The organism is Hahella sp. NS-SX17 (genome assembly GCF_057367735.1).
In genome coordinates, this window is the sequence record NZ_CM170632.1 from 7,138,737 (window position 1) to 7,161,291 (window position 22,555).

Sequence of the window (22,555 nt, forward strand, 5' to 3'; positions counted from 1 at the left end):
GGAGGCCGTAATCAGCCCAGTTCGCTAATGAACTGCTCCAGTTTGTCCACCATCTTCGGCGAGCCCACGAACAGCGGGCAGCGCTGATGCAGCTTTTTCGGTTCGATATCCAGAATGCGCTGGCCCGGATTGGCGATGGCCTTGCCGCCAGCCTGCTCGATCAGGAACGCCATGGGGTTGCATTCGTACAGCAGACGCAGCTTACCTTCCGGATAGCGGCTGGAGGTGGGGTATAGATAAATGCCGCCCTTGATCAGGTTGCGGTGGAAGTCTGACACCAGGGAACCGATATAACGGGAGGTGTAAGGGCGCTGGGTGGCCTCATCTTCTTCCTGGCAGAACTTGATGTACTTCTTCACGCCCTCAGGGAAGTGAATGTAGTTGCCTTCGTTAATGGAGTAAATGGTGCCGTCTTCCGGGATGCGCAGATTCGGGTGCGACAGACAGAATACGCCAATGGTCGGGTCGTAGGTGAAACCGTTGACGCCGTTGCCGGTGGTGTACACCAACATGGTGGAGGAGCCGTAGATGATGTAACCCGCGGCGATCTGCTTGTGCCCAGGCTGCAGGAAGTCCTCTTCCGTTACATGCTCGCCTTCTGGAGATACTCTGCGATATACCGAGAAGATGGTGCCTACGGACACGTTAACGTCAATGTTGGAGGAACCGTCCAGCGGATCGATCAACACCACATATTTGCCGCCCAGGTTCTTGGTCTCTTCAAAGCGGACAAACTGTTCTTCTTCCTCAGACGCGATGCCGCACACCACGCCCCGTTGCGCCAGCGCATTCTTGAAGCGTTCGTTGGCGTACACGTCCAGCTTCTGCTGCTGCTCACCCTGCACGTTTTCGTCGCCTGCGGCGCCGGTGATATCGGCCAGACCCGCTTTGTTGATTTCACGGTGCAGAATTTTCGCCGCCAGGCGGATGGAGGAAAACAGCGAGGTCAGCTCGCCGCTGGCGTCCGGGTAGTCTTTCTGCCGGTCGATGATGAACTCGCCCAGGGTCTTAATTATTTCCATAATGGTTTCTCGTATGTAGAAGGAACTTTTTGGTCTCTAGAGGTGTAAGGTCTATTTTTACTAACATGGCTGCAGAGTTAAAGGGCGCAGTCGCCGACTTGGCTTTTTATTCGATGCCTGCGCGCCCGTCAGTCAGTGATTACCGCTAGGGTCTATGTGGTTTCGGGAGCGTCGCCGTTGCGCCTGACATAGTCCCTGCCCCAACCTCCCAACCGGTGAACCGATGATTGAACTGAACGACCTGACCATGTCCTATGCGCTGGAGAGCAGCCGATTAAACGTGCTTTCCGGCGTGGACCTCGCCATCGCCGACGGTGAAACAGTAGCCATTATAGGACCATCCGGCTCCGGGAAGACAACCCTGCTGATCCTTCTGGCTGGCCTGGAGCAGCCGGAAAGAGGCGAAATCCACTTGGACGGAGCGGCCTTGTCAACGCTGGACGCAGACGGCCTGGCGGATATGCGGCGCGACAAACTCGGTATCATCTTCCAGTCTTTTCATCTGGTTCCCAGTCTCACCGCCCTCGCCAACGTGGCGCTGCCGCTGGACATCGCCGGACACCCGCAATCCCGCGAGCGGGCGCGGGACATGCTGGCCAAAGTCGGACTGGCGCAAAGGGAGAACCACTACCCCGCGCAGTTGTCGGGAGGCGAGCAGCAACGCGTCGCCATCGCCCGCGCCCTGGTGCACGCCCCCAAACTGGTGCTGGCGGATGAGCCTACCGGCAACCTTGATCTGAACACCGGAGAGAAAGTCAGCAACCTACTATTCGACCTCAACCGCGAAACCGGCTCTACGCTTCTAATGGTGACCCACGACAAAGCCATCGCCAAACGCTGCAACCGGGTGTTGCGTCTGCATGAAGGCAAACTGGTGGAGGAATCTCATGCGCTTCCTGCTTGAGCTGGCCTGGCGAGACCTGCGCGCCAGCGGTCGTTCGCTGTGGGTGTTCTGCGCCTGTCTGCTGCTGGGAGTGACGCTGGTGTCGGCGTCAGGCGGGCTGTACCGCATGATCAGCGCCGCCTTGCTGGCGGATACCCGCATGCTGCTGGGCGGCGACCTGGAAGTGGACAGCAACGCGCCATTGCCGCCAGCCACCCTTGAATGGATGCAGGCGCGCGGCGATATCTCCCTGGTGACGGAGCTCGACACGATGCTGGGCGGACCTGACGGCGCCTTTCTGCGGGTGGAGTTACAAAGCACCGACGCTAATTATCCCCTTTACGGTAAGCTGACCCTGGAGCCGGCGATGCCATTGGCGCAGGCCACCGCCTTCGCCAATGGGCACTGGGGAGCGGCGATTGATCCTAGTCTGGCGAGCAAGCTGAAGCTCAGCATCGGCGACAAGGTCAAGGCGGGCGCACTGGCCCTGGAAGTGCGCGCCCTGACGCTGCAACAGCCAGACCGCAACCTGAACGCCAATTGGCGTGGCGCGCCAGTGCTGCTGGCGGAAGAAGCGCTGCAAGCGTCCGGCCTGATACAACCCGGCAGCCGGGTCGATTATGAATACCGGGTTCGCACCACGACACCCACTCTGGAGTGGCGCGAGCAGTTCTATCAGAGCTTCCCCGACCAACCCTGGGAGGTGCGCACCTTTGAAGACCGCAGCCGTCGCATCTCCGAACGACTGGACCAGATTGCCTCCGGCTTGCTGATTATCGGCTTCAGCACCCTGTTTATTGGCGGCCTGGGCGTCTTCAACAGCATACAGGCCTATCTGCAGGGTAAATTGAAGACCATCGCCACGTTGCGCGCGCTAGGGTTGCGTAATAGCGGACTGGCGACGCTGTACCTGTTGCAGACGGGCATCATGGCGGGCGGCGCCAGCCTGGCGGGAGCGATATCAGGCGGCGCAATGGCCCTGCTCGGCGCAGAGATCGCCGCGGCGGAGGTCCCCATCGCCGCCTCCGTCAGCGTATTGATAGCGCCGGCGCTGGCGGCCCTCGCCTTTGGTTTGCTTACCGCTTACGCCTTCGCCCTGCCCGCCATCGGGCGCGCGCTCGCCACGTCTCCCGCCTCCCTGTTTCGAGGAACCGATGTGACGACCAATAGCCCTTCCGTCCTTTGGCGCGTGGCGACCCTGTTATGCGCTGGAGCGATCGTTGCGCTGGTGCTTAGCGCATTACCGGACTTCATGTTCGGCGTCGGCTTCGTCGCGGTGGTGGGACTGTTGCTGTTATTGCTGGATATCGTGGTGCGCCTGCTGCGGCGCGGGGCCATAGCGCTGGATCGCCATCCCGTTCTCAGTGGACGCTTCACCCTGCGCCTGGCGGTCGCCAACCTGCACCGCCCCCATTCACCATTACGGACCTCGCTGTTGTCCCTGGGCTCCGCGCTGACGCTGCTGGTGGCGTCGACACTGGTGGTGGCGGCGCTGGTGCGGGCGATTCACGGCACTATTCCCGAAGAGTCTCCCGCGTTGGTGCTGTATGACGTTTTCCCCTACCAGTACGACAAAGTGGTCGCCGCGGTGCAAGGCCCTCACGAGGCTCGCCTCGACATGGCTCCACTGGTGCGGTCACGCATTGTCAGCATCAACGGACGCCCCTTGAGCGAGCGCTTCAGCGCCGATCTGGAGCGCCTTCGCGACACCCAACAGGATGAGTACAAGCTCAGCTACTCCGTCGACAACATCGATAATGTAAATCTGGTGGAAGGCGTCTGGTGGCCGGACGATGCGCCACTGAGCGAGGCGGGACTTCCCAATCTGGCGATGGAAGACCGGGAGGCGCGCCAGCTTGGTCTGCAACTGAGAGATATCGTCCGCTTTCAGATCGAAGGCCGCGAACTGGAGGCGGAAGTCGCCGCCATCTACAGCCAAAAGGGCCTGCAAACCCGTTTCTGGTTTGAGGGCATTCTCGCTGACGGCGCCTTAGAGCCTTTTATTCATCGCTATGTGGGCGCCGCCTATATGAGCGACGCGGACGCGCTGTCGGCGCAAAACCATATCGCCCAGGTCGCCCCTAATGTCATTACCGTACGCACCGCCGCGCTGTTGAACGCCGCCCGGGATTTACTCGCCAAGGCGGGCGCGGGATTGGTAGTGGTAGCAGGCGTCAGTCTGGCCGCCAGCCTGCTGGTGCTGGCCAGCGTCATGGCCGCTGGGCGCGCCCGGCAGGTTTACGACGCCACAGTGCTACATTCCCTCGGCGCCAGAATGTCGGTAATCCAGCGCGGTCTGCACATGGAATACGCGCTATTGGCGTTGCTTACCTCCCTGTTCGCTGTGGCGCTGGGTTCCGCCATCGCTCTGCCGCTGCTGAATTTGCGCCTGAAGCTGCCCTCTGAAGACCTCATCTGGCTGGGCGCCGTCACCGCATTCAGCGTCAGCGCCATTACGCTGAGTTTGGGCGCGCGTTATTTAATGCGGCGTCTGCAGATCAAGCCCGCCAGCCTGTTGCGCGACGCTTAGGCGGAGGCGGCCCTTGCTTTCCGCCCCAACCTGCAGGACGCCAGCGCCCAGCACAACGCCAGCAAAGGAATCCACGCGCAAGGCTCCGCCATAGTGTCCAGGGTCAACCAGCTGGCCAGACACCAACAGCCGGGAATGGGAACCAGCCAGCGGGCCACACCGCCAGACGTCGCCGCCACAACACCCAGCGTGCCTATCGCCAGAGGGTCCGGCGTCATCCCAAACACTTCCGCAGCGGCCAGCGGCCTGTCAAAGACGAGCGCCGTCAGTGGATGCGCCAGCAAAGCGTAGAGAAACAAACCTGCTCCCAGCCAGAAGCGTTTGTCCGCAAGGGGCGCAAACTTCAGTCGGTCTTTGATGACGCCCAGCCAACACAGTAGTACAGCCTGCGCTGCAAACCCGTAGGCGGCGTATTCCGCCGCCCAGTTGATGGACGCATAGCGCGGCCACAGAAAAAACCCGCCGACGAATAACCACAGCGCCGCCAGAGTGACGCCGACGGCCCTGCCGCTCCAGGACCGCGGGCGCGCCATCAGCGCCAGAAGCCCTACCCCTGTCAGCAAAAACAGCCATTGCCAGGGCCACCAGGCCTGGTTGTGCATCTCGAACAAACGCCAGTACACCCGGCTGGAGAACATCAGGAGATGCTCAGGGCGATAGGTCCACCATTCGCTCATGTGAGCCGTTTCCGCACCTCATCCGCGATACGCTTACGCTGGCTGGCGTCCGGGAAAGGCGGCGTCGCCGCAGCGATGTTCTCGCGAACATGGTTCACGCTAGTGGTGGCGGGAATCACACATGTCACTGCGGGATGGGACAAAATAAACTTAAGAATGAACTGCGCCCAGGAAGCGGCGCCAATCTCCGTCGCCCAATCCGGCAGACGCTCGCGTCGCAGACGTCGGATCAGGTCGCCCTGCTGAAACGGCCGATTGACGATCACCGCTATGCCCCGCTCCGCCGCCAGCGGCAACAGACGCTGCTCCACTTCGCGATCAAGTGGGTTATAGGTGAGTTGCACAAAATCCAAAGGACGCTGACGCATCGCCTGCTCCATGGCGTCATGCCGGCGACCATGAGAGGTGGTGACGCCTATGTAGCGCAACTCACCACGCTGCTTCATGGCCTGCAAGGTATCCAGATGCGCTTCCCAGGACAGCAGGTTGTGCACCTGCAAAAGATCGAAGCGGGGTTTGCGCCAATGGGACAGAGAATCTGCGATTTGCTGTGGTCCTTCCTCCCCGTCGCGCAACCAGACTTTATCTGCAGAAAACGCCTTGTCGCCCAGCCGGGATTGCGCCAGACCATAACCGATGGTGGCTTGAGCGGAGCCATACATAGGGGATGAATCAATCAAGGCGCCGCCGGCTTGTAAAAACGCATCGATGACGGCGGCGCTTTCGTTAAGCAGTTTTTTATCGTTACCGACGTTGAATGTAATCCAACTGCCCAGTCCGACAACGGGAAGCATTTCGCCCGAAGAGGGAATCGGTCTCGCCAGTGGCGCTGTCTCCGTGGCGCGCGCCCAGATAGACGGCGTCTGCGTGGTCAGAGCGGCGGCGGCTAACGCCTGCAACAGCCTGCGTCGCGTTAAATCTCCATGCGCCATGCTCCCCTCCCGGCTCACGCCTGTGGTTCTCGTCGCACATAGATACTAGAGGATAAATCAGCGCGTCCAGCCTGAACAGGGACGCGCTCAAACGGGAGATCGCAAGCGCGCCATCAAGGGCAGCAGCGTATGCAGCGGGAAGGCGACACCTGACCATACACCACAATATCGTGACTTTCTTCCAGGGGATAAACCGAGAAATACTCCGTGTCCGCCACCTTGACCGATTTTTCACCCGCCTCAAAATACGCCTGCCCGTAGTCGTATTGGGTATTGCCGGAACAATTCCAGAACTTATCGATATCCAGCCAGCCGTTCTGCCCATTATCGCCCCCGCCGAACCAGCGACAATCGCCAGTCACACTGATACGGCCCACCGTATCGCGACGTATGCGGCCATCGGGCATGCGCCGATCGCCCTGAGCGTAGATTTCCACCGGCGGACACAAATACACCGCCCCTGAGCCGACATCCATATCGCTCAACAAGTCTTCGATGTAGGCTTTCAGATCGGTATAGCTGCTGCGCTCCATGATCAACCCCTCCTCGCGACTGACCTGCACCTGCTCAGCGATGCCTTCTATCCGTTGGCGCAACGCCCGCGGCATTTCATACAGCGGAATATCGCGATCAATTCCGAGATATTCAAACAGCAAATCCACATCGCGCTCACTCGCCGTCGCCGCCTGGGTCAGGCAGATAAGGCACAATAGGAAACGTTTTTTCACACTGATTTCCTCCTGAAAACAGATCTATCTGAGATATCTCATTTCTGAAAAGTTAGTTCATAAGTGGGGAATTTCCCAACCCAGACGCTTGATTCAGCAACGTTTTACAAAGCTAACCGGCGCTCGCCAGCACGCCTGCTACACTTTGTATGAATGATCGCCGACATTTAAAACAAATCTAATCCATGCCGAGGCACAGTTATGATCAGATCCGTCATCATCGCTGTATTGATCTCAGTCTTCGCTGTTTCCGCCCGCGCAGAGACGATGGAAATCCGTCATGTCGCTCTGAGAGAAGGCTCTACACTGGATCAATACGCGCTCGAATTGCTCAAGTTTCTTGTCGCGCAAACGGGAACCGACGCCAAATTCATTTCCTTCCAGCCGTCCAGCGCACAGACCCGCCGGGAAATGCTGTTAAAGGACGGTTCTTATGATATCGACTGGCTGGGCGCCACGGCGGAGATAGAAGAACGGGTGCCGCCGATCCGCTACCCCATTTTGCGGGGCCTGCTGGGCCACCGGGTATTCATCACCAACAAGGAAACCAGCGCCAAACTGTCCAAGGACATGACCTTCGATCAGTTAAAAGAGTTCAGCGTGGTGCAAGGCCAGGGCTGGGGCGACATCCCTATTCTGGTGGGCGGCGGTTTCACCAAAATGCAGACCAACTCCACTTTCGACAACCTGTTCAAAATGGTCGATGGCGGCAGGGCGGACCTGTTCCCGCGCTCCATTATTGAACCTTACGGCGAGCTGGGGTCGCGCTGCGATCTGGGCGCGGATTATGTCTGCACTGACAAGAACATGATGGTGGACGACAAAATTCTGGTGGTTTACAAGCTTCCCATGCTGTATTTCGTGTCGCCCAAGCGTCAGGACTTGATTGACGTCCTGAACACCGCCTTCACCGACCATTACGACGCCTTCCTGGAGTTCTTCAATAACCACCCGCTGGTGAAAGACTCCTTACAGAAAATGGAAGGCCGCAAGGTGTTTCACATAGAGGAAAACAAATCCCTCAGCGACGACACCAGCAATATTCCTGACAAATACTGGTTGTCGCTCTGATTCACTACTAAAGACAGCCAATCAGACGCAGCACGAACAAAGGCGGGACACCCCGCCTTTATTATGTATTCCGGTCAGACTGCGGACTTACTTCTCAGGGCGGATAAACATAATCCAGGCTGAAGTTGGCCACACGGGATTTCCTCGGCACAATCTTGAACTTATAGGTTCCCGCAACGCCTACTTCACATTCTCCAACAGGCAACAGGAGAAGGCGGGGAGCGTGACGACGCCATTGGCTATAGCCGCTTCTGAAGCGAGTAATGGCTCACTCCAGTGATTTCCAGGCAGGGCGAAAGTCTGCGCCTGAGGCGACAGGTTAAATATCCCTAATATCTGGCTATCGCCTTCTTTCCTCAGGATGACGAATAACTCATCCGGGGCGTTCAGCAGCTCTGTGCGTCCCCGGCGCAGCTCCGGCCGCTCTTTGCGCAGCGCCAGCGCCTGTCGGGTATAACGCAGTACCGAATGCGCCGCCTCTTCCTGTCGATTCGCCGCCGCAGCCAGATGTTCTGCAGGCAATGGCAGCCAGCTCTCCCCAGCGCTGAAGCCGCCGCCAGCGACATCGTCGCGCCAGGGCATCGGCGTGCGGCAGCCATCTCGGCCTTTGGCGTGGGGCCAGCCATTGACGCCCTCCGGGTCCTGCAACAGTTCATAAGGCAGGTCCGCCTGCGTCAGACCCAGCTCTTCCCCCTGATACACGCAGGCTTTGCCCGGCAGCGTCATCAGCAGGGTCAGCGCGGCTTTCGCCAAGGTCTGTTGCTGCGCAGGGGACGCTTCCGCCGCCCAACGGGAAGTCACCCGCATCACATCGTGGTTGCCCACGGCGAAGGTCAGTTTGCCGGGACCTACCTCCGCTAGCACCGCCGTCACAATGTCCTTCACCACACGACCGCTGATGGGCGCGCCCAACAATGAGAAGTTGTAACAGGACTGCAGGCGGTCTTCGCCCGCGGTGTATTCGGCGCTCACCGCCATCCCGTCGCCGCCTACCTCGCCGAGCAGAAAGCGACCCTCATAGCGATCCGCCAGCGCCCGCAAACGGGTCAGGAAAGCCACCACTTCCTCATGCTGATTGAACGAGTGTCGATGGTGCTGCAAATGGAACGGGTTGGCCCGCGCTGCGGCGGATTGCCGGAATGGATCATCCAGATCCCGCGCCGGGTTATCCCTCAGTTCAGGGTCGTACGCCAGGGTGGCGATGGCGTCTATGCGCAGGCCGTCCACGCCCCGTTTGAACCAGAATTCCGCCTGCGCCAGCATGGCTTCCGTCACCGCCGGGTTGCGATAATTCAGGTTGGGCTGACCCGGCAGGAAGTGATGCAGATAGTATTGGGCCCGACGACCGTCCCAGGTCCAGGAAGGTCCGCCGAAGTGCGCGCGCCAGTTATTGGGCGGGCTGCCGTCCGGCTTGGCGTCGCGCCACACATACCAGTCCGCCTTGGCATTGCTGCGGTCGGAGCGGCTTTCCTGAAACCAGGGATGTTCATCGGAGGTATGGCAGGGAACCAGATCGATCAGCAGTTTCAGGCCGCGCTCATGCATCGCCGCCAGCATGCGGTCAAAGTCCGCCAGCGCGCCGAAGATAGGATCGACGTCGCAGTAGTCCGCCACGTCATAGCCGAAGTCCTTCATGGGAGACTTGAAGAACGGCGAAATCCACACGGCGTCCACGCCCAGGCTCGCGATGTAGTCCAGCTTTTCCGTAATGCCATTCAGATCCCCAACGCCATCGCCGTTGGAATCGCAAAAACTGCGCGGGTAAATCTGATAGATCACGCCGCCGTCGCTCCAATCCGACTGCCGCACCTGTCCTTGCATTGCACTACTCTCCGCCATGGCTCGCACCTCATCTGCTTGAACGTAAACGATTAACTAAAATTGTTTCAAAAAAAGCATGATTTTCTATATAAATATGAATAATCATGCTTATTACGGGATTTTCAGCGGATGCTAGGCAACGTAAACGTTTACGTCAACAATCCCAAACCGAGACATTTAAGACAAATTTAAAGCCATGAAAACCACCATCAAAGACGTCGCCAAACGCACCGGCGTCTCCATCGCCACGGTGTCACGGGTCATCAACGGGCTGGGGGGATACTCCAACGACACGCGCAAAAAAGTGCTCTCCGCCATCGACGAAATGGGCTTTCGGCCCAACGCGGTAGCCCGCGGTCTGGTCAGTAAAAAAACCCAGACTATCGGAGTCATGTTACCGGACGTTTCCGGCATGCTGGCGGCGGAGATCCTCAAAGGCATCGAGACGGTGGCCAAGGAGCAGCGTTATAGCGTCATTGTCTGCAACACCAATTATTCCGGCGACCGTTCTCAGGAATACGTGCGGACGTTGAAAGAGAAACAAGTGGATGGCGTGCTCGCCGTCAGCGAATACATGACGCCGGAGAAAAGCAAAGCGCTGTTGAGTCTGAATCTACCCGTCGTGCTGATTTCCACCCTCTCCTATTCCTACCCCTTTCCTTACGTGAAAGTGGATGACAAGCTGGCCGCCTACAGCGCCGTCCGCCATCTCATCGACAAAGGCCACCGCAAAATCGCCATGATCAGCGGCGACCGCGCCGACCTCATCGCCGGCGCGCCCCGCATAGAAGGTTATTCTCAGGCGCTGCGGGACCATGGCCTCAACGTAGATGAATCGCTGATTCGGTTTCGGGCGGAATTTGAGTCATTCGGATTTCACAGCGGCGCGCTGTGCATGGAAGGATTACTGCGGGACAAGCCGGGCCAGTTCAGCGCGATATTCGCCGCCAGCGACGAACTGGCGATGGGCGCGTTGTCCTGCGCTCACCGTCATGGCGTGCGCATACCGGATGACCTGTCGATCATCGCCTACGACGACACCCGCATCGCGGAAATGGCGACGCCGCCGCTCACCGCGCTGCATCAGCCGCTGTTCGCCATGGGCAGCCGCGCGGCGGAAATGCTGCTGGACATGTCCGCCGCCGGAACCCTGGAAGCCGAGAGCCTGATCATCCCACACAAGATTATTGAGCGGGCGTCAGTCAAAGCGATCTGAGCCGATCCACAGGCCCGACTGCCAAATACGGATTAGAAAGTGGAATGGGTTAGAGAGTGGAATAGTGCCGGTAGATGCGGCCAAGCACTTCCAGATCGCCCATACTGGGATTCCAGTCGCCGCTGACCACATGGCCGGGATCAATCTTGCAGCCGCCGTAACGGGTGTTGTCGACGGAATCCAGCAACCCCACCGCCTGATCCGCATACATCATGATGGATTTGGGATCGAAGTCAGTGCCATAGGTTTCAAATTTGCGGGTGCTGTTGCGCTTGTTCAGCTTGTAAGCGTCCAACGCCATTTTGTTGGCCCCCCAGGTGTGGAGTACGCTCTCGGGCGCATCGTCGCGCTCATGCTCATGGGCCAGTCCCAGGGCGTGTCCTACTTCATGGGGCAGTGATTTGATATTGCCTTTGCCATTAACCCCCAGCTTGGTGCTGGCGCCGGGAAAATACCCAATATCCGCAGAGTTGCTGGCGAAATTGAGGGTGGCCACGCCATTACCCGCCGCGCCCACTTCAACGAATTTGATCAGCTGCGTGCCCCAATATTCCAGAACGCAGTGCTCCCAGCGGCGGAATGTCGTACGTACAGTCTGTACATAATCCCTGTCCAGCCCCTCTGGCACAAACACCTTCACCACGCCGTTCGGCCAGGGGCCGCCGACATTGGTTTGACTCTCAGAGAACTTGCCGTCCCAACTCATGCGATAAACCATCGCCGTGCCGCCGTTTCTTATACATCCCAATCCCATGATCCCACTCCTTTTTAGTTATGGACCGTAAGAGTTTAGCTCGTCTCAACGTCAACGTTGCTGAGTCTGAGCCAACCCAATTTTAGTGCGATCCAGAGAGCGACGCTGGAGGGGCCTTCCAGTCATGAGAAATTGTTATTTATTGTAATTCCGTCAGCGCGCGCCGCCCCACTGGTTGAACCAGACCAGCTCCTGCAACTCCTTACGCTGGCTCCAGTTTTCCTGTTGCAGCATAGGCGCGTCATAAAATTTATCCACATGCCCCAGACACAGAATGGCGATGGGTTCGCTACCTTCCGGACATTGCAGCAACGCGGCTAATTCAACGGGATCGAACAGCGACACCCAGCCCATGCCAACCCCTTCGCAGCGGGCCGCCAGCCAGAGGTTCTGGATCGCGCAACTGGCGGACGCCAGATCCATGTCCGGCATAGTGCGGCGACCAAAAATATATCTTTCACGCCGATCCGTAAGCGTCACCACCAACAATACCGGACATTCACGCACGCCCTCCACTTTCAGGCGCATAAACTCCTGACCGCGTTCGCCCAAAGCCTCTGCGGTCAACAGGCGCTCTTTCTCCACCGTGGCTGCGATATCCCGACGCAGGCTGGGCTCGGTGATGCGAATAAAACGCCAGGGCTGCATGAAGCCCACGCTGGGCGCATGATGAGCGGCTTGCAAAATACGCTGCAAAGTCGCCTCGTCTACCGGGTCCGCCAGGAAATGACGCATATCGCGTCGTTCGTAAATCGCGCGATACACCGCCTGTTTTTCTTCTGGTGAATAGCCGCTGTCCGTCATGAGTCGCCTTATCTGTCAGCGAGGGCGGCGGTCAGTCTCCCTGCGAGACCGGCGTCCTCCAAATCAAAAAGTCCAAACCGTAAGTACGCCAGCTCCGCATTCACCCGCCACAGGCGAATCAACACGCCCCGCTGTGCGCAACGTTCGAAAATTCGCTCAGCCTGCGCTGTCGGCGCCAACACGGACACAAACAGCGGCGTGCGCCGGCACTCCAGCGCTTCCTTGAATACCGGCTGCGCCAGAATAAGCGTCTGCAGATCGCGGCTCACCAGGGACAGCTTTTCACGCATGGAGGTAATCCAGGCTTCATCGCGCAACGCCCGGGACGCCACATATTGCGCGGCGCTGTTCACCGTCCAGGGACCAAGCTGGCGCTGCAACGCCGCTAGCCAGTAGGGCGCGGCCGCCACAAATCCCAAACGCACTCCCGGCCAACCGAAAAATTTGCCGAATGAGCGCAACACCACAACGTTCTCCGGCAGGGTCTCGTCCAGCAGGCTGGACTCTGTCTCCGCATCGGCGAAGGCTTCATCCACCACCATCAATGCGCCCGTGGATTGCAGGCGCCACGCCAACTCACGCAGCGCCGCCAATGGCGTCCTACGGGCGGCGGGGTTATTCGGATTAATCGCCACCAGGGCGCGCAAGTTTTCTGTCTGCGCCAGTCGCGCCGCCGCGCCCGCCAGATCACCCGCAGGGTAATGAATAATTTTGAAGCCCTGGCGACGCCAGTGATGCTCATGTTCGCGATAACCGATATCCGGCAGCGCCGCCACGCCTGGAGCGCAGCAGGCGGGCAAATGTTGAATCGCCCATTGCGAGCCGGGAATTGCAAGCAGGGAATCCGTCCCGTAATAGGAGCAGGCCGCCTGTTGCAACGCCGGGTCGGGATAAGGCAGACGCCGAAACACCTCAGCCGGAATGCTTGTCAGCGGATAGGGAAAGGGACTGACGCCAGTGGACAGATCCAGCCAGTCATCAGGGGCAATACCGTAGCGCTGACTGTACTTTTCCAGATCGCCGCCATGCACGGGAACCTGTTCTTCCGCCTGGCCAGCCCCACTATCGAAATCGCTCCCGCTCATTCAAACCGCTCCCCACAACCACAGCCCGCACGCTCCTATCGCGACCGTCGCCGTCCACAAAACCAAAGCGCGGTTGATGAGCGCGCAGGCGCGTTCGATGGATTGCGCCGAGGCGGCGTCGCCGCAGCCCAGTGAAGGACGATACTGCAGACTGCCGTGATAGGTCGCCGCGCCGCCGAGTCGCACCCGCAGCGCGCCCGCGCCCGCCGCCATCACCGGTCCCGCATTAGGGCTTTTCCAGTGTCCGCCCTGGGCGCGCCAGCATCGCAGGGCGCTGTCCAGCGCGCCGCAACAGGCGTAACTGAACGCCGTCAGACGGGCGGGAACCCAATTGAGAACATCATCCAGCCGCGCCGCCGCCCAGCCGAAATAGACATAACGCGTGTTTTTATAACCCCACATCGCATCCAGGGTATTGCTGAGGCGATACATCACCACGCCAGGAACGCCTGCGAGCAGGAACCAGAAGATGGCGGCGAAAATAGCGTCGGAGCCATTCTCCAGAGCGGATTCCGTGGCGGCGGCGGCGATCTCCTCCTCCCCCAGCTCCGCCGTGTCGCGGCTGACGATCATCGACACACTGCGCCGCGCGGCCTCCAGGTCATGCCGGCGCAATGGCGCGGCGACCTGACGCACATGCTCCAGCAAACTGCGCCAGCCGATGGCGAGATAAAGCACGAAAGCGGAAAAGATAATCTGTCCCCAGGCGGAAGACTCGCTCCACTCGTTCGCCAGCCAGGCGAGCGCGACCCAGGGCAGTATCGACGCCGTCACCGCCGCCGCGCCCAGCGCGCGCAGCGTTGGCGGAGAGAAATCGGCGATGCGAATCGACCCTTCCACCCAACCAGCGTAACGCCCGAAACCCACCAAAGGATGCAGCCGGCGCGGTTCTCCCAACAGGGCGTCGAAAGTCAGGGCGAGGACAAGAATCAGCAATGTATCCATTGATCAGTATGCGCCAGGCTCATGATGAGGCGGCCTATTCTCACCATGGTCCACGCGCTTTGCAACCCGCTAACTTGTTGACTTGCCCCGCAAAGAGCCCATAGCATATCCCGCTGACCAAGGTGCTCGATCGCGAGATAATCGGGAAATCTGGTGCGCGTTACGCCAATCCAGTGCTGCCCCCGCAACGGTAATCGAAAGTAATTTGCCTACGCCACTATGTCATTTGTTGTGACATGGGAAGGCGCAAATGTTGTGTCGGACTCGTTCCGACCTTTCGTAAGCCCGGAGACCGGCCTTGTTTTTATTCACTGCTGTCCGTACGGGTAGGTGCGCAGATCATGCAAACTAAAAATCTCTCTCTTCCATTGCTGGCTTCCAACAATGCCGCGCTGCAACTTATCGGCGCTATGTGCTTCGGCGGACTGATTCTGTTCGCAGTGGGCTTTCTGTCCATGGATGCGGCTCACAACGCCGCTCACGACGCCCGGCACGCGTTCGCTTTCCCCTGTCACTGAAAATACTGATTTCACAGGCTCATTCAGGGCCAGAGGTCCGATCGTCCGCGTCAATGCCCCACAGGCTTTAGGGCGCGAACGGCGACGTTACACCGCATCGCATGAGGAAGAGACATGTTGTTTCAGCGTATTATTCTGGCGTCGCTGCTGGTTGGCCTGTTGGCCGGCGGGCTGCTGAGCGCCGTACAACACTCCCAGGTCACCAGCATCATTCTGGAGGCGGAAACCTACGAAGGCGGCGAGGAGCCTGAACCCATCGTAGAGGAAGATCTCCAGCATGCTGCGGCGGACGCCCATCACTCCCATGAACACGACCACGGCGGCGCTGAAGCCGGCGGCCATCACCATGACGAAGACGCCTGGGCCCCGGAAGACGGCGTGGAGCGCACGCTGTACACCCTGCTCTCCAATGTGCTCGCCGGGATTGGCTTCAGTGCGCTGATGCTGGCCTGTATGTACGCCGCCAGACTCTGTGGCAAAGGCGGCGCAGGCTGGGGCGCGGGATTAGTGTGGGGGCTGGCGGGCTATGGCGTATTTTTTGTCGCCCCCGCCTTGGGCCTGCCGCCGGAGATTCCCGGCATGCAGGCCGCCGCGCTGGAAAACCGCCAGCTGTGGTGGATCGCCACCGCCCTGGTCACCGCGATTGGTTTCGCCTTGCTGGCGTTCGCGCCGGGATGGAAAAAGCTGGGTGGACTGCCTTTGCTGATTATTCCCCATCTGGTCGGCGCCCCGCACACCAATGCGCCGGAATTCGCCGCCTCCAACCCACAGGCTCTGCAAGCGCTAGAGATGCTGCATCATCAATTCGTCACCGCCGCCACCCTGACCAACGCGCTGTTCTGGGTGATCGTCGGGCTGGCCTGCGCCTGGTTCCTGCGCCGTTGGAGCAGTCAGGACGCCGCCCTGCAGGCGCGCTGAGTCAATGGACGCCGCCGCCCAGCCTGCCCTCGCCGCCTATCCTTTCACCGCGGTTGTCGGCCAGCAACCGCTAAAAACCGCGTTGCTGCTCGCCGCCATCAATCCCCATCTGGGCGGCGTATTGATCAGCGGCCCCCGCGGCTCCGCCAAATCGACGCTGGCGCGGGGACTGGCGGATTTATTGCCCGAGGCGGCGGACAAGTTCGTCACCCTGCCTCTGGGCGCGTCTGAAGAACGTCTGATCGGCAGCATCGATCTGCAACAGGCCATGGGCGAACGACGCGTGCAGTTTAATCCCGGCCTGTTGGCCAAAGCTCACGGCGGCGTGCTTTATATTGATGAAGTCAATCTGCTGCCCGATCCCTTGGTGGACGCCCTGCTTGATACGGCGGCCTCAGGCGTGAACTTTGTCGAGCGGGACGGCCTCAGTCACAGCCATCCGGCGCAGTTTATCCTGATCGGCACCATGAACCCGGATGAAGGCGAGCTGCGCCCGCAGTTACAGGACCGTTTCGGTCTCGCCGTCACCCTGGATGAAACCTATGACGTTGAGCAGCGCACGGCTATCGTGGAGCGTCGTCTGGATTTCGAACAGGATCGCGGCGCGTTTCAGGCGCAATGGCGCGAAGCGCAGCAAGAGCTGCAAACCCGCATCACCGCCGCCCGCGAACAATTACCACAGGTTCTCTGCCCGACGGACATACAACGGGACATCGCCAGCCAATGCCTCGCTGCTGGCGTAGAAGGCGTGCGCGCGGACATTTGCTGGCGCCGCGCCGCCATCGCCCACGCCGCCTGGAGCGGCCGCGATGAGGTCAGCGCCGAAGACGTAGCGGCGACCCGCGCGTTCGCGCTTAGCCATCGCGCCAATCATCAAAATACGCCGCCGTCTTCGACCGGTTCGCCTCCCTCACAAGGAGGCGGCGGAGACGCCAGAGGCTCAGGGGGATCATCATCCTCGTCCTCTGGAACCTCCGGCGACTGGGGCGCCATGCCGCCGCAATGGATGGCGGCGGACAAGCCGGTGACGCCGCAACTGCCCGAGATCCCAACGCGACGTTCACCGTCCTCCCGGCGCGACACACAGCGCAGCGGCGCAGAAAAACGCCAGGGCGCGGCCCTCGGTCGCGCGCAACGCAGCCGGCAGACGCTGTCCTCACGCCCGGACTGGTTCGCCACGCTGGTCCATCCCGACAATCGGGACGACGAATTACGCGAAATACGCTACCAACCCCGCCGCCAGAGTCGCGACACCCTGAACTGCGTCCTGCTGGACACCTCCGCCTCCACCCTGAGCCAACGCGCGCTGGCGCAGGCGAAAGGGGTGATTCTGGGACTGGCCCGACAAGCCTATCTGGCGCGGGAGAAACTGGCCGTGCTGGCGTTTGGCGCGCAGCGCGCGGAGTGGGTGATCCCCTGCCGACGCGCGCCCAAAGATATCGCCGCCCTGCTTAACGATCTTCCCGCTGGCGGCGGTACGCCGCTGCGACAGGCGCTGCTGCATGCGCGCCAACTGCTGGCGCGCCAGACCCGCGCCAACCCGCATCTGACCTGCCGTACGTTGCTGCTGACTGACGGGCGCAGCCGCGATCCGCTGGACGATCTGACCTGGGATTCGCCTCTGTGGGTGGTGGATACCGAGCAGACCGCCGTCAGACTCAATCGCTGCCGACAACTGGCGCAACGCCTCGGAGCCGCTTACGCCCCGCTGGCCGCTGTGCGCGCCGCCCTGGAACATTAACGCCTCGGAGATACGACTGATGCTGGACGAAAACGAAAAACACCGCCGTCGCATGGCCAACAAGAAGCGCATCATTGACGAACGCATCGCGCAAGCCCAAGAAGAGCGCGGCGTGCTGATCCTGCTCAAGGGCAATGGCAAAGGCAAAAGCAGCTCCGCCTTCGGCACCATGGCGCGCTCCCTCGGCCACGGCCATCGCTGCGCGGTGATTCAATTCATCAAGGGCCGCGACGCCACCGGTGAATTCTTGTTTTTCAAAGACCATCCCCGGGTGGATTTTCACGTCATGGGGCATGGCTTCACCTGGGAAACCCAGGATCGCGAGCAGGACATCGCCGCCGCCCGTCAGGCCTGGGCCCTGGCGGAGCAACTGCTGACGGACGGCAGCTATGATTTTCTGCTGTTCGACGAGTTGAGCTACATGGTCAAGTACGGCTACCTGCCGGTGGAGCCCATGGTCAAGGCGCTGCAAAGCCGCCCCCAGCACCAGAACGTGATGATTACCGGGCGCACGATGGCGACGGAGCTGCAGGACATCGCCGACACTATCAGTCAGGTGCAGGATGAAAAACATGCGTTCCGTTTGGGTGTGAAGGCGCAAGCGGGAATCGAGTTTTAAAGATGAGTGAAGATTGATGGAGAAAACGCACTGATGCAGGCCCGTTGTCCCGCACTGTTTATTTCCGCCATGGCTTCCGGCCAGGGCAAAACCACCGTCACCGCCGCCCTGGCCCGCCATCATCGCAATCAGGGACGCAAGGTGCGCGTCTTCAAGACCGGTCCGGATTACCTTGATCCGCAGATTTTGCAGATCGCTTCCGGCGCGCCGGTGGAGCCGCTGGATCTGTGGATGGCGGGTGAGGAATATTGCCGCGACCAGCTCTATCGCGCCGCCCGCGAAGCCGATCTGATCCTGATTGAAGGCGCCATGGGTCTGCTGGACGGCGAACCCAGCAGCGCCGATCTCGCGGCCCGCTTCAACCTGCCCGTCGCCGTCGTGATCAACGCCAAAGGCATGGCGCAGACCACCGCTGCGGTGGCTTATGGACTCGCCAATTACCGGCGCGACTTTCAGTGTGTGGGCATTATCGCCAACGCCCTCGGCAGCGAGCGTCACCTGTCGCTGATCGCCGAGAGCCTGCCCTCGCAGGTTCCTTTGTTGGCCGGAATATTTCGCGATGACGCCATCGCCCTGCCGGAGCGGCATCTGGGCCTGGTGCAGCCTTATGAGCAACAGGGACTGGAGCGGCGCCTGAATCAGTCCGCCGCCGCTATCGCCCATACGCCATTGGCCAGCCTGCCCGCCGTCACGACGTTCAGACCCGCGCTGACGCCCGCTGTCAGACCCATGCTCGCGGGAGTGCGCATCGCCGTCGCCCGGGATGCGGCGTTCAGCTTTATCTACGCCGCCAACCTGCGTCTGTTGCAGGAAATGGGCGCGGAGGTGTTGTTCTTCTCTCCCCTGGAGGACAGCGAACCGCCGCCTGCGGATGCGCTGTGGCTGCCCGGCGGTTATCCGGAGCTGCATGCCGAGCGTCTGTCCGCCAATCAGGCCATGAAAGCGGCGCTGAAACGTTTTTATATGGACGGTCGTCCGATGCTCGCTGAATGCGGCGGCATGCTGTATGCGCAGGAAACGCTCACCGATCAGCAGGATCGTATTTTCGCCATGGCCGGACTGATTCCCGGCGCAGGGGAGATGCGCGCCAAGCGCGGTTGTCAGGGCATGCAAACGGCGCCGTTGCCGGAAGGCGACGTGCGCGCTCACGCCCACCATCACTCCCGCAGCCACGGAACCCTGCCTCCCATCGCCTATGGCCGCCGTCAGCGTCATCCCGCTCCCGGTGAAGTCATTGTGCGCAGCAAAGGCCTGACCGCCACCTATTTGCACCTGTTCTTCCCTTCCAATCCCAGCGCCTTGGCCAACCTGTTCCGGCCGGGCGCGACGGAAGCCTGAGGCATGTGGCGGGAGAGCCCCGAACGCCAGCAGCCGCTGCGCACAGGCCTGACCACCGGGACCTGCGCCACCGCCTGCGCCCTCGCCGCCGCCCGCCTTCTGCTGACCGGAAAATCCTGTGACGAATGCGAAGTCACTTTGCCGAAAGGCAAGAAAGTGCGCCTGCCCATCGCCGAGTGCCGCCGCCTCGACCTGCACAGCGCTTACGCCGTTACTGTTAAGGACGCCGGCGACGATCCTGACGTCACCCATGGCGCCCGGGTGTTCGTCATCGCCAGCCTGGGAACCGGCGCAGGAGAAGTGCGCTTCTCCGCCGCCGACGGCGTTGGCACGGTGACTCGCGATGGTTTGTCCCTGGCGGTAGGCGAACCCGCTATCAACCCAACGCCGCGCCGCATGATCCGCGAACATCTGCTGGAACTGGCGGACGAATGCGCCTACAACGGCGCTTTCGATGTGGCGGTCGGCGTGGAGAATGGCGCCGCCCTGGCGCAAAAGACCATGAATCCGCGTCTGGGCATTGTGGGCGGGCTCTCCATTCTGGGAACCACCGGCATCGTGCGGCCGTTTTCCTGCTCCGCCTATATCGCCTCCATCCATCAGGGCGTGGACGTGGCCCACGCCAACGGTTACGACCACATCGCCGCCTGCACCGGCAACGCCAGCGAAGACTATGCGCGCCGTCACTACGGCCTGCCGGACATGGCGTTGATCGAAATGGGCGATTTCGCCGGGGCCCTGTTGAAATACCTGCGCCGCACGCCTTTGCGCCGACTCACGCTGGTGGGCGGTTTCGGCAAGATCAGCAAACTCGCCTGCGGGCATCTGGATCTGCACAGCAAGGCCTCGGAAATAAATCTGGGCTTCCTCGCCGACGCCGCCGAGTCTCTGGGCGCCGCGCCGGACACCCTGGCCGCCATGCGCGCCGCCAACACCAGTATCGAAGCGTTGCGTCTTGCCGGCGACCTGCCTCTGGGCGATCTGATCTGCCGGCGCGCCTGGGAAAAAGCCGCCTACACCATGCATAGCAGCATGCAGCTTGAGGTGGTGGCGATTGATCGTCAGGGCCTGCCGGTGGGCGCTTACGGGGGAGAAGACTTATGACCTTGCTGATTCTCGGCGGCGTGCGCGACGCAAAACTTTGCGCAGACCGACTGCACGCCCAGGGCGTCCCGCTGGTTTACAGCCTCGCGGGACTCCTGGAGCGCCACGACGCCCCCTACCCGATTATCAGCGGCGGCTTTGCGCGCTTCGGCGCAGACAGCGTCAGCGGTCTGGCGAACTACCTCCGCGACCATCAGGTCACGGCGGTGGCGGACCTAACTCACCCATACGCCGCAACGATTTCTTCCAGCGCCGTCCGTGCGGCGCGGCGCTGCGAGATCCCCTGCTGGCGCTATCAACGTCCGCCCTGGCGGCCGGGACCACAGGATCGCTGGATCGAGACGGACGGCGGCGACGATCTGCTGCGCCGCCTTGAAGATTACCGACGGCCGTTTTTCACCCTGGGGCGCAGCGCCTTTCCATTGCTGGCGCAGGCGGAGTCTCTGGGGCAGCTGGCGGAGCAGCGCTGGCTCATTCGCTCCGCGTTGCCGGCGCCCGCCATGCTCGCCTCCCGGGACGACCTGGACTTCATCCAGGCGCGCGGGCCGTTCGCGCTGCAAGAAGAGAGAGATCTGTTCGACGCCTTCAATGTGGATGCCCTGGTCTGCAAAAACAGCGGCGGCGCAGCCACTGAGGCCAAACTGCAGGTCGCCGCAGAGCGGGGCTTGCCGGTGTTCATGCTGCGGCGTCCGCCAACACCTGCGGCGACACGGGAATTTGACGATCTGGAGCGCTTTATCGAGCACTGCGCCGCCATGACGCTCCCGTTTCGCCCACTGGATCAAACCTATAACAAACACTCTGATAGAGGGCCTTCCTGCGCCCGAGACAGCACACGAGAGGAAAACGATCATGTCCAACAGCGATAAACCCGCCATTTTATTTGTCGGGCACGGTTCTCGCGATAACGAAGCCGTGGAGCAGTTTCATCAGCTGACCAAACATTTTCGCGAACGCTTTCCGGATCGCCTTTGCGCCACCGGTTTTCTGGAGTTCGCCCGCCCGGTCATCGCCGACGGCGTGGATGAACTGGTGAAACAGGGCGCCACCCGCATCAGCGCCATTCCCGGCATGCTGATGGCGGCGGGCCACGCCAAGAACGACATTCCCAGCGAACTCAACACGCTGCAAAGAGAGTTCGAAGGCGTCAGCATCAACTACGGCGCAGAGCTGGGCGTGAATCCCAACATGCTGCGCGCCGCCCGCGACCGCATCGAGGAGGCGGAGCCGGAGTTCGGCGAAGGCTACTCCCGCCAGGACACCCTGCTGGTGGTGGTAGGGCGCGGCGCTTCCGACCCGGACGCCAACTCCAATATCAGCAAGATCACGCGCATGCTTGAAGAAGGCATGGGCTTCGGCTGGGCCATCACCTGCTACAGCGGCGTCACCACACCCTTGGTTCCCGATGCGCTGAAGCGCGCGCACGGCTTGGGCTTTAAACAGGTCATCGTATTCCCCTATTTCCTGTTTACCGGACGCCTGGTGAAAAAGATCTACGACTGGGCCGACAGCTATCAGTCCGAATATCCCGACGTGAAAGTAGTGAAAGCGCCTTACCTCAATGATCATCCGTTGATCCTGGATACTTTCGCCGATCGCCTGGAAGAGATCGAAAAAGGCAGCCCGAACATGAACTGTCAGATGTGCCAGTACCGGGTGCAGATCGTCGGCAACGAACACAAGGTGGGTCTGCCGCAGGAAGGCCATCATCATCACGTGCGCGGCATCGGCACCGATGGCGATCACAGTCATCATCACGATCATGACCACCATCACGGCCATGGCCACCACCACGGGCATCACCACAGTCATGATCACAGTCATGACCGTGATGAGGAGAAATCCTGAG

21 protein-coding genes and 1 riboswitch are annotated in these 22,555 nt (G+C 60.7%); of the genes, 12 read left to right on the forward strand and 9 right to left on the reverse strand.

Translation table 11 applies throughout. The annotated features are described in order from the left end of the window. Positions 1-11: 11 nt before the first annotated feature. Positions 12-1,022 carry a class 1 fructose-bisphosphatase gene (fbp, locus tag AC2IBB_RS32160; RefSeq protein ID WP_127973907.1) on the reverse strand — a complete coding sequence of 337 codons (1,011 nt, stop codon included), beginning with the start codon at positions 1,020-1,022 and terminating at the stop codon, positions 12-14. 223 nt (positions 1,023-1,245) lie between these two features. Here fbp and AC2IBB_RS32165 point away from each other — a divergent pair, with 223 nt between their 5' ends. Both AC2IBB_RS32165 and AC2IBB_RS32170 read left to right on the forward strand, forming a co-directional pair. Then, positions 1,246-1,926 (forward strand): ABC transporter ATP-binding protein, encoded by a 681-nt coding sequence (locus AC2IBB_RS32165; protein WP_486330699.1) that lies wholly within the window; start codon positions 1,246-1,248, stop codon positions 1,924-1,926. Further along, the gene (locus AC2IBB_RS32170) at positions 1,910-4,435 is read left to right on the forward strand and encodes an ABC transporter permease (RefSeq protein WP_486330700.1); all 2,526 of its coding nucleotides are present in this window, start codon (positions 1,910-1,912) and stop codon (positions 4,433-4,435) included. The genes AC2IBB_RS32165 and AC2IBB_RS32170 overlap by 17 nt, the downstream gene beginning before the upstream one ends. On the opposite strand, the gene AC2IBB_RS32175 is transcribed toward AC2IBB_RS32170, so the two are convergent. The 3 genes from AC2IBB_RS32175 to AC2IBB_RS32185 all read right to left on the reverse strand — a co-directional run bounded on the left by AC2IBB_RS32175 (position 4,432) and on the right by AC2IBB_RS32185 (position 6,772). Further along, entirely contained in the window at positions 4,432-5,112 is a 681-nt protein-coding gene (locus AC2IBB_RS32175) for a DUF6064 family protein (protein WP_486330701.1), read from the reverse strand. The two genes, AC2IBB_RS32170 and AC2IBB_RS32175, sit on opposite strands and share 4 nt — an antisense overlap. Continuing rightward, entirely contained in the window at positions 5,109-6,044 is a 936-nt protein-coding gene (locus AC2IBB_RS32180; RefSeq protein WP_486330702.1) for an aldo/keto reductase, read from the reverse strand. The genes AC2IBB_RS32175 and AC2IBB_RS32180 overlap by 4 nt, the downstream gene beginning before the upstream one ends. Positions 6,045-6,157: 113 nt before the next feature. Next, positions 6,158-6,772: a hypothetical protein gene (locus AC2IBB_RS32185; RefSeq protein WP_486330703.1), complete on the reverse strand. Its 615-nt coding sequence runs from the start codon at positions 6,770-6,772 to the stop codon at positions 6,158-6,160. Between the two features lie 201 nt (positions 6,773-6,973). Here AC2IBB_RS32185 and AC2IBB_RS32190 point away from each other — a divergent pair, with 201 nt between their 5' ends. Continuing rightward, positions 6,974-7,843, forward strand: a complete 870-nt coding sequence (locus AC2IBB_RS32190; protein ID WP_486330704.1) for a hypothetical protein — start codon at positions 6,974-6,976, stop codon at positions 7,841-7,843. A gap of 180 nt (positions 7,844-8,023) precedes the next feature. Here AC2IBB_RS32190 and AC2IBB_RS32195 read toward each other — a convergent pair whose 3' ends face one another. Further along, positions 8,024-9,682 (reverse strand): alpha-amylase family glycosyl hydrolase, encoded by a 1,659-nt coding sequence (locus tag AC2IBB_RS32195; RefSeq protein WP_486330705.1) that lies wholly within the window; start codon positions 9,680-9,682, stop codon positions 8,024-8,026. Positions 9,683-9,860: 178 nt separating this feature from the next. On the opposite strand from AC2IBB_RS32195, the gene AC2IBB_RS32200 reads away from it, so the two are divergent. After that, positions 9,861-10,880 carry a LacI family DNA-binding transcriptional regulator gene (locus AC2IBB_RS32200; protein ID WP_486330706.1) on the forward strand — a complete coding sequence of 340 codons (1,020 nt, stop codon included), beginning with the start codon at positions 9,861-9,863 and terminating at the stop codon, positions 10,878-10,880. Between the two features lie 49 nt (positions 10,881-10,929). Here the strand turns inward: AC2IBB_RS32200 and AC2IBB_RS32205 are convergent, their stop codons facing one another. The 4 genes from AC2IBB_RS32205 to cbiB all read right to left on the reverse strand — a co-directional run bounded on the left by AC2IBB_RS32205 (position 10,930) and on the right by cbiB (position 14,468). Next, entirely contained in the window at positions 10,930-11,634 is a 705-nt protein-coding gene (locus tag AC2IBB_RS32205) for a M12 family metallopeptidase (RefSeq protein WP_486330707.1), read from the reverse strand. A 153-nt stretch (positions 11,635-11,787) separates the two neighbouring features. Next, positions 11,788-12,438, reverse strand: coding sequence for a 5,6-dimethylbenzimidazole synthase (gene bluB, locus AC2IBB_RS32210; RefSeq protein ID WP_486330708.1), 651 nt, complete (start codon positions 12,436-12,438; stop codon positions 11,788-11,790). Between the two features lie 8 nt (positions 12,439-12,446). Further along, positions 12,447-13,523: a threonine-phosphate decarboxylase CobD gene (gene cobD / locus AC2IBB_RS32215; protein WP_486330709.1), complete on the reverse strand. Its 1,077-nt coding sequence runs from the start codon at positions 13,521-13,523 to the stop codon at positions 12,447-12,449. Continuing rightward, a complete protein-coding gene (cbiB, locus tag AC2IBB_RS32220) occupies positions 13,524-14,468 on the reverse strand; it encodes an adenosylcobinamide-phosphate synthase CbiB (protein WP_486330710.1) in 945 nt (314 codons plus the stop codon). A 103-nt stretch (positions 14,469-14,571) separates the two neighbouring features. Continuing rightward, a riboswitch (cobalamin riboswitch) is annotated at positions 14,572-14,783 on the forward strand. A gap of 26 nt (positions 14,784-14,809) precedes the next feature. Here cbiB and AC2IBB_RS32225 point away from each other — a divergent pair. From AC2IBB_RS32225 to AC2IBB_RS32260, 8 genes are all read left to right on the forward strand, one after another. Next, the gene (locus tag AC2IBB_RS32225; RefSeq protein WP_486330711.1) at positions 14,810-14,986 is read left to right on the forward strand and encodes a CbtB domain-containing protein; all 177 of its coding nucleotides are present in this window, start codon (positions 14,810-14,812) and stop codon (positions 14,984-14,986) included. A gap of 114 nt (positions 14,987-15,100) precedes the next feature. Next, the gene (locus tag AC2IBB_RS32230) at positions 15,101-15,904 is read left to right on the forward strand and encodes a CbtA family protein (protein ID WP_486330712.1); all 804 of its coding nucleotides are present in this window, start codon (positions 15,101-15,103) and stop codon (positions 15,902-15,904) included. A 4-nt stretch (positions 15,905-15,908) separates the two neighbouring features. Beyond that, positions 15,909-17,645 (forward strand): ATP-binding protein, encoded by a 1,737-nt coding sequence (locus tag AC2IBB_RS32235; protein WP_486330713.1) that lies wholly within the window; start codon positions 15,909-15,911, stop codon positions 17,643-17,645. Between the two features lie 19 nt (positions 17,646-17,664). Further along, the gene (gene cobO, locus AC2IBB_RS32240; RefSeq protein WP_486330714.1) at positions 17,665-18,264 is read left to right on the forward strand and encodes a cob(I)yrinic acid a,c-diamide adenosyltransferase; all 600 of its coding nucleotides are present in this window, start codon (positions 17,665-17,667) and stop codon (positions 18,262-18,264) included. Positions 18,265-18,297: 33 nt separating this feature from the next. Beyond that, positions 18,298-19,602, forward strand: a complete 1,305-nt coding sequence (locus tag AC2IBB_RS32245) for a cobyrinic acid a,c-diamide synthase CobB (protein WP_486334015.1) — start codon at positions 18,298-18,300, stop codon at positions 19,600-19,602. A 3-nt stretch (positions 19,603-19,605) separates the two neighbouring features. Continuing rightward, entirely contained in the window at positions 19,606-20,706 is a 1,101-nt protein-coding gene (locus AC2IBB_RS32250; protein WP_486330715.1) for a cobalt-precorrin-5B (C(1))-methyltransferase, read from the forward strand. Beyond that, entirely contained in the window at positions 20,703-21,575 is an 873-nt protein-coding gene (locus AC2IBB_RS32255) for a precorrin-6A/cobalt-precorrin-6A reductase (protein WP_486330716.1), read from the forward strand. The genes AC2IBB_RS32250 and AC2IBB_RS32255 overlap by 4 nt, the downstream gene beginning before the upstream one ends. After that, positions 21,559-22,554, forward strand: a complete 996-nt coding sequence (locus AC2IBB_RS32260) for a sirohydrochlorin chelatase (protein WP_486330717.1) — start codon at positions 21,559-21,561, stop codon at positions 22,552-22,554. Before AC2IBB_RS32255 ends, AC2IBB_RS32260 begins: the two co-directional genes overlap by 17 nt. Position 22,555 lies beyond the last annotated feature (1 nt).

What these genes read in the sequence shown, in the direction of transcription:
- fbp (WP_127973907.1), bottom strand. Translation starts at nt 1,022, where the DNA reads ATGGAAATAATTAAGACCCTGGGCGAGTTCATCATCGACCGGCAGAAA.
- AC2IBB_RS32165 (WP_486330699.1), top strand. Translation starts at nt 1,246, where the DNA reads ATGATTGAACTGAACGACCTGACCATGTCCTATGCGCTGGAGAGCAGC.
- AC2IBB_RS32170 (WP_486330700.1), top strand. Translation starts at nt 1,910, where the DNA reads ATGCGCTTCCTGCTTGAGCTGGCCTGGCGAGACCTGCGCGCCAGCGGT.
- AC2IBB_RS32175 (WP_486330701.1), bottom strand. Translation starts at nt 5,112, where the DNA reads ATGAGCGAATGGTGGACCTATCGCCCTGAGCATCTCCTGATGTTCTCC.
- AC2IBB_RS32180 (WP_486330702.1), bottom strand. Translation starts at nt 6,044, where the DNA reads ATGGCGCATGGAGATTTAACGCGACGCAGGCTGTTGCAGGCGTTAGCC.
- AC2IBB_RS32190 (WP_486330704.1), top strand. Translation starts at nt 6,974, where the DNA reads ATGATCAGATCCGTCATCATCGCTGTATTGATCTCAGTCTTCGCTGTT.
- AC2IBB_RS32195 (WP_486330705.1), bottom strand. Translation starts at nt 9,682, where the DNA reads ATGGCGGAGAGTAGTGCAATGCAAGGACAGGTGCGGCAGTCGGATTGG.
- AC2IBB_RS32200 (WP_486330706.1), top strand. Translation starts at nt 9,861, where the DNA reads ATGAAAACCACCATCAAAGACGTCGCCAAACGCACCGGCGTCTCCATC.
- AC2IBB_RS32205 (WP_486330707.1), bottom strand. Translation starts at nt 11,634, where the DNA reads ATGGGATTGGGATGTATAAGAAACGGCGGCACGGCGATGGTTTATCGC.
- bluB (WP_486330708.1), bottom strand. Translation starts at nt 12,438, where the DNA reads ATGACGGACAGCGGCTATTCACCAGAAGAAAAACAGGCGGTGTATCGC.
- cobD (WP_486330709.1), bottom strand. Translation starts at nt 13,523, where the DNA reads ATGAGCGGGAGCGATTTCGATAGTGGGGCTGGCCAGGCGGAAGAACAG.
- cbiB (WP_486330710.1), bottom strand. Translation starts at nt 14,468, where the DNA reads ATGGATACATTGCTGATTCTTGTCCTCGCCCTGACTTTCGACGCCCTG.
- AC2IBB_RS32225 (WP_486330711.1), top strand. Translation starts at nt 14,810, where the DNA reads ATGCAAACTAAAAATCTCTCTCTTCCATTGCTGGCTTCCAACAATGCC.
- AC2IBB_RS32230 (WP_486330712.1), top strand. Translation starts at nt 15,101, where the DNA reads ATGTTGTTTCAGCGTATTATTCTGGCGTCGCTGCTGGTTGGCCTGTTG.
- AC2IBB_RS32235 (WP_486330713.1), top strand. Translation starts at nt 15,909, where the DNA reads ATGGACGCCGCCGCCCAGCCTGCCCTCGCCGCCTATCCTTTCACCGCG.
- cobO (WP_486330714.1), top strand. Translation starts at nt 17,665, where the DNA reads ATGCTGGACGAAAACGAAAAACACCGCCGTCGCATGGCCAACAAGAAG.
- AC2IBB_RS32245 (WP_486334015.1), top strand. Translation starts at nt 18,298, where the DNA reads ATGCAGGCCCGTTGTCCCGCACTGTTTATTTCCGCCATGGCTTCCGGC.
- AC2IBB_RS32250 (WP_486330715.1), top strand. Translation starts at nt 19,606, where the DNA reads ATGTGGCGGGAGAGCCCCGAACGCCAGCAGCCGCTGCGCACAGGCCTG.
- AC2IBB_RS32255 (WP_486330716.1), top strand. Translation starts at nt 20,703, where the DNA reads ATGACCTTGCTGATTCTCGGCGGCGTGCGCGACGCAAAACTTTGCGCA.
- AC2IBB_RS32260 (WP_486330717.1), top strand. Translation starts at nt 21,559, where the DNA reads ATGTCCAACAGCGATAAACCCGCCATTTTATTTGTCGGGCACGGTTCT.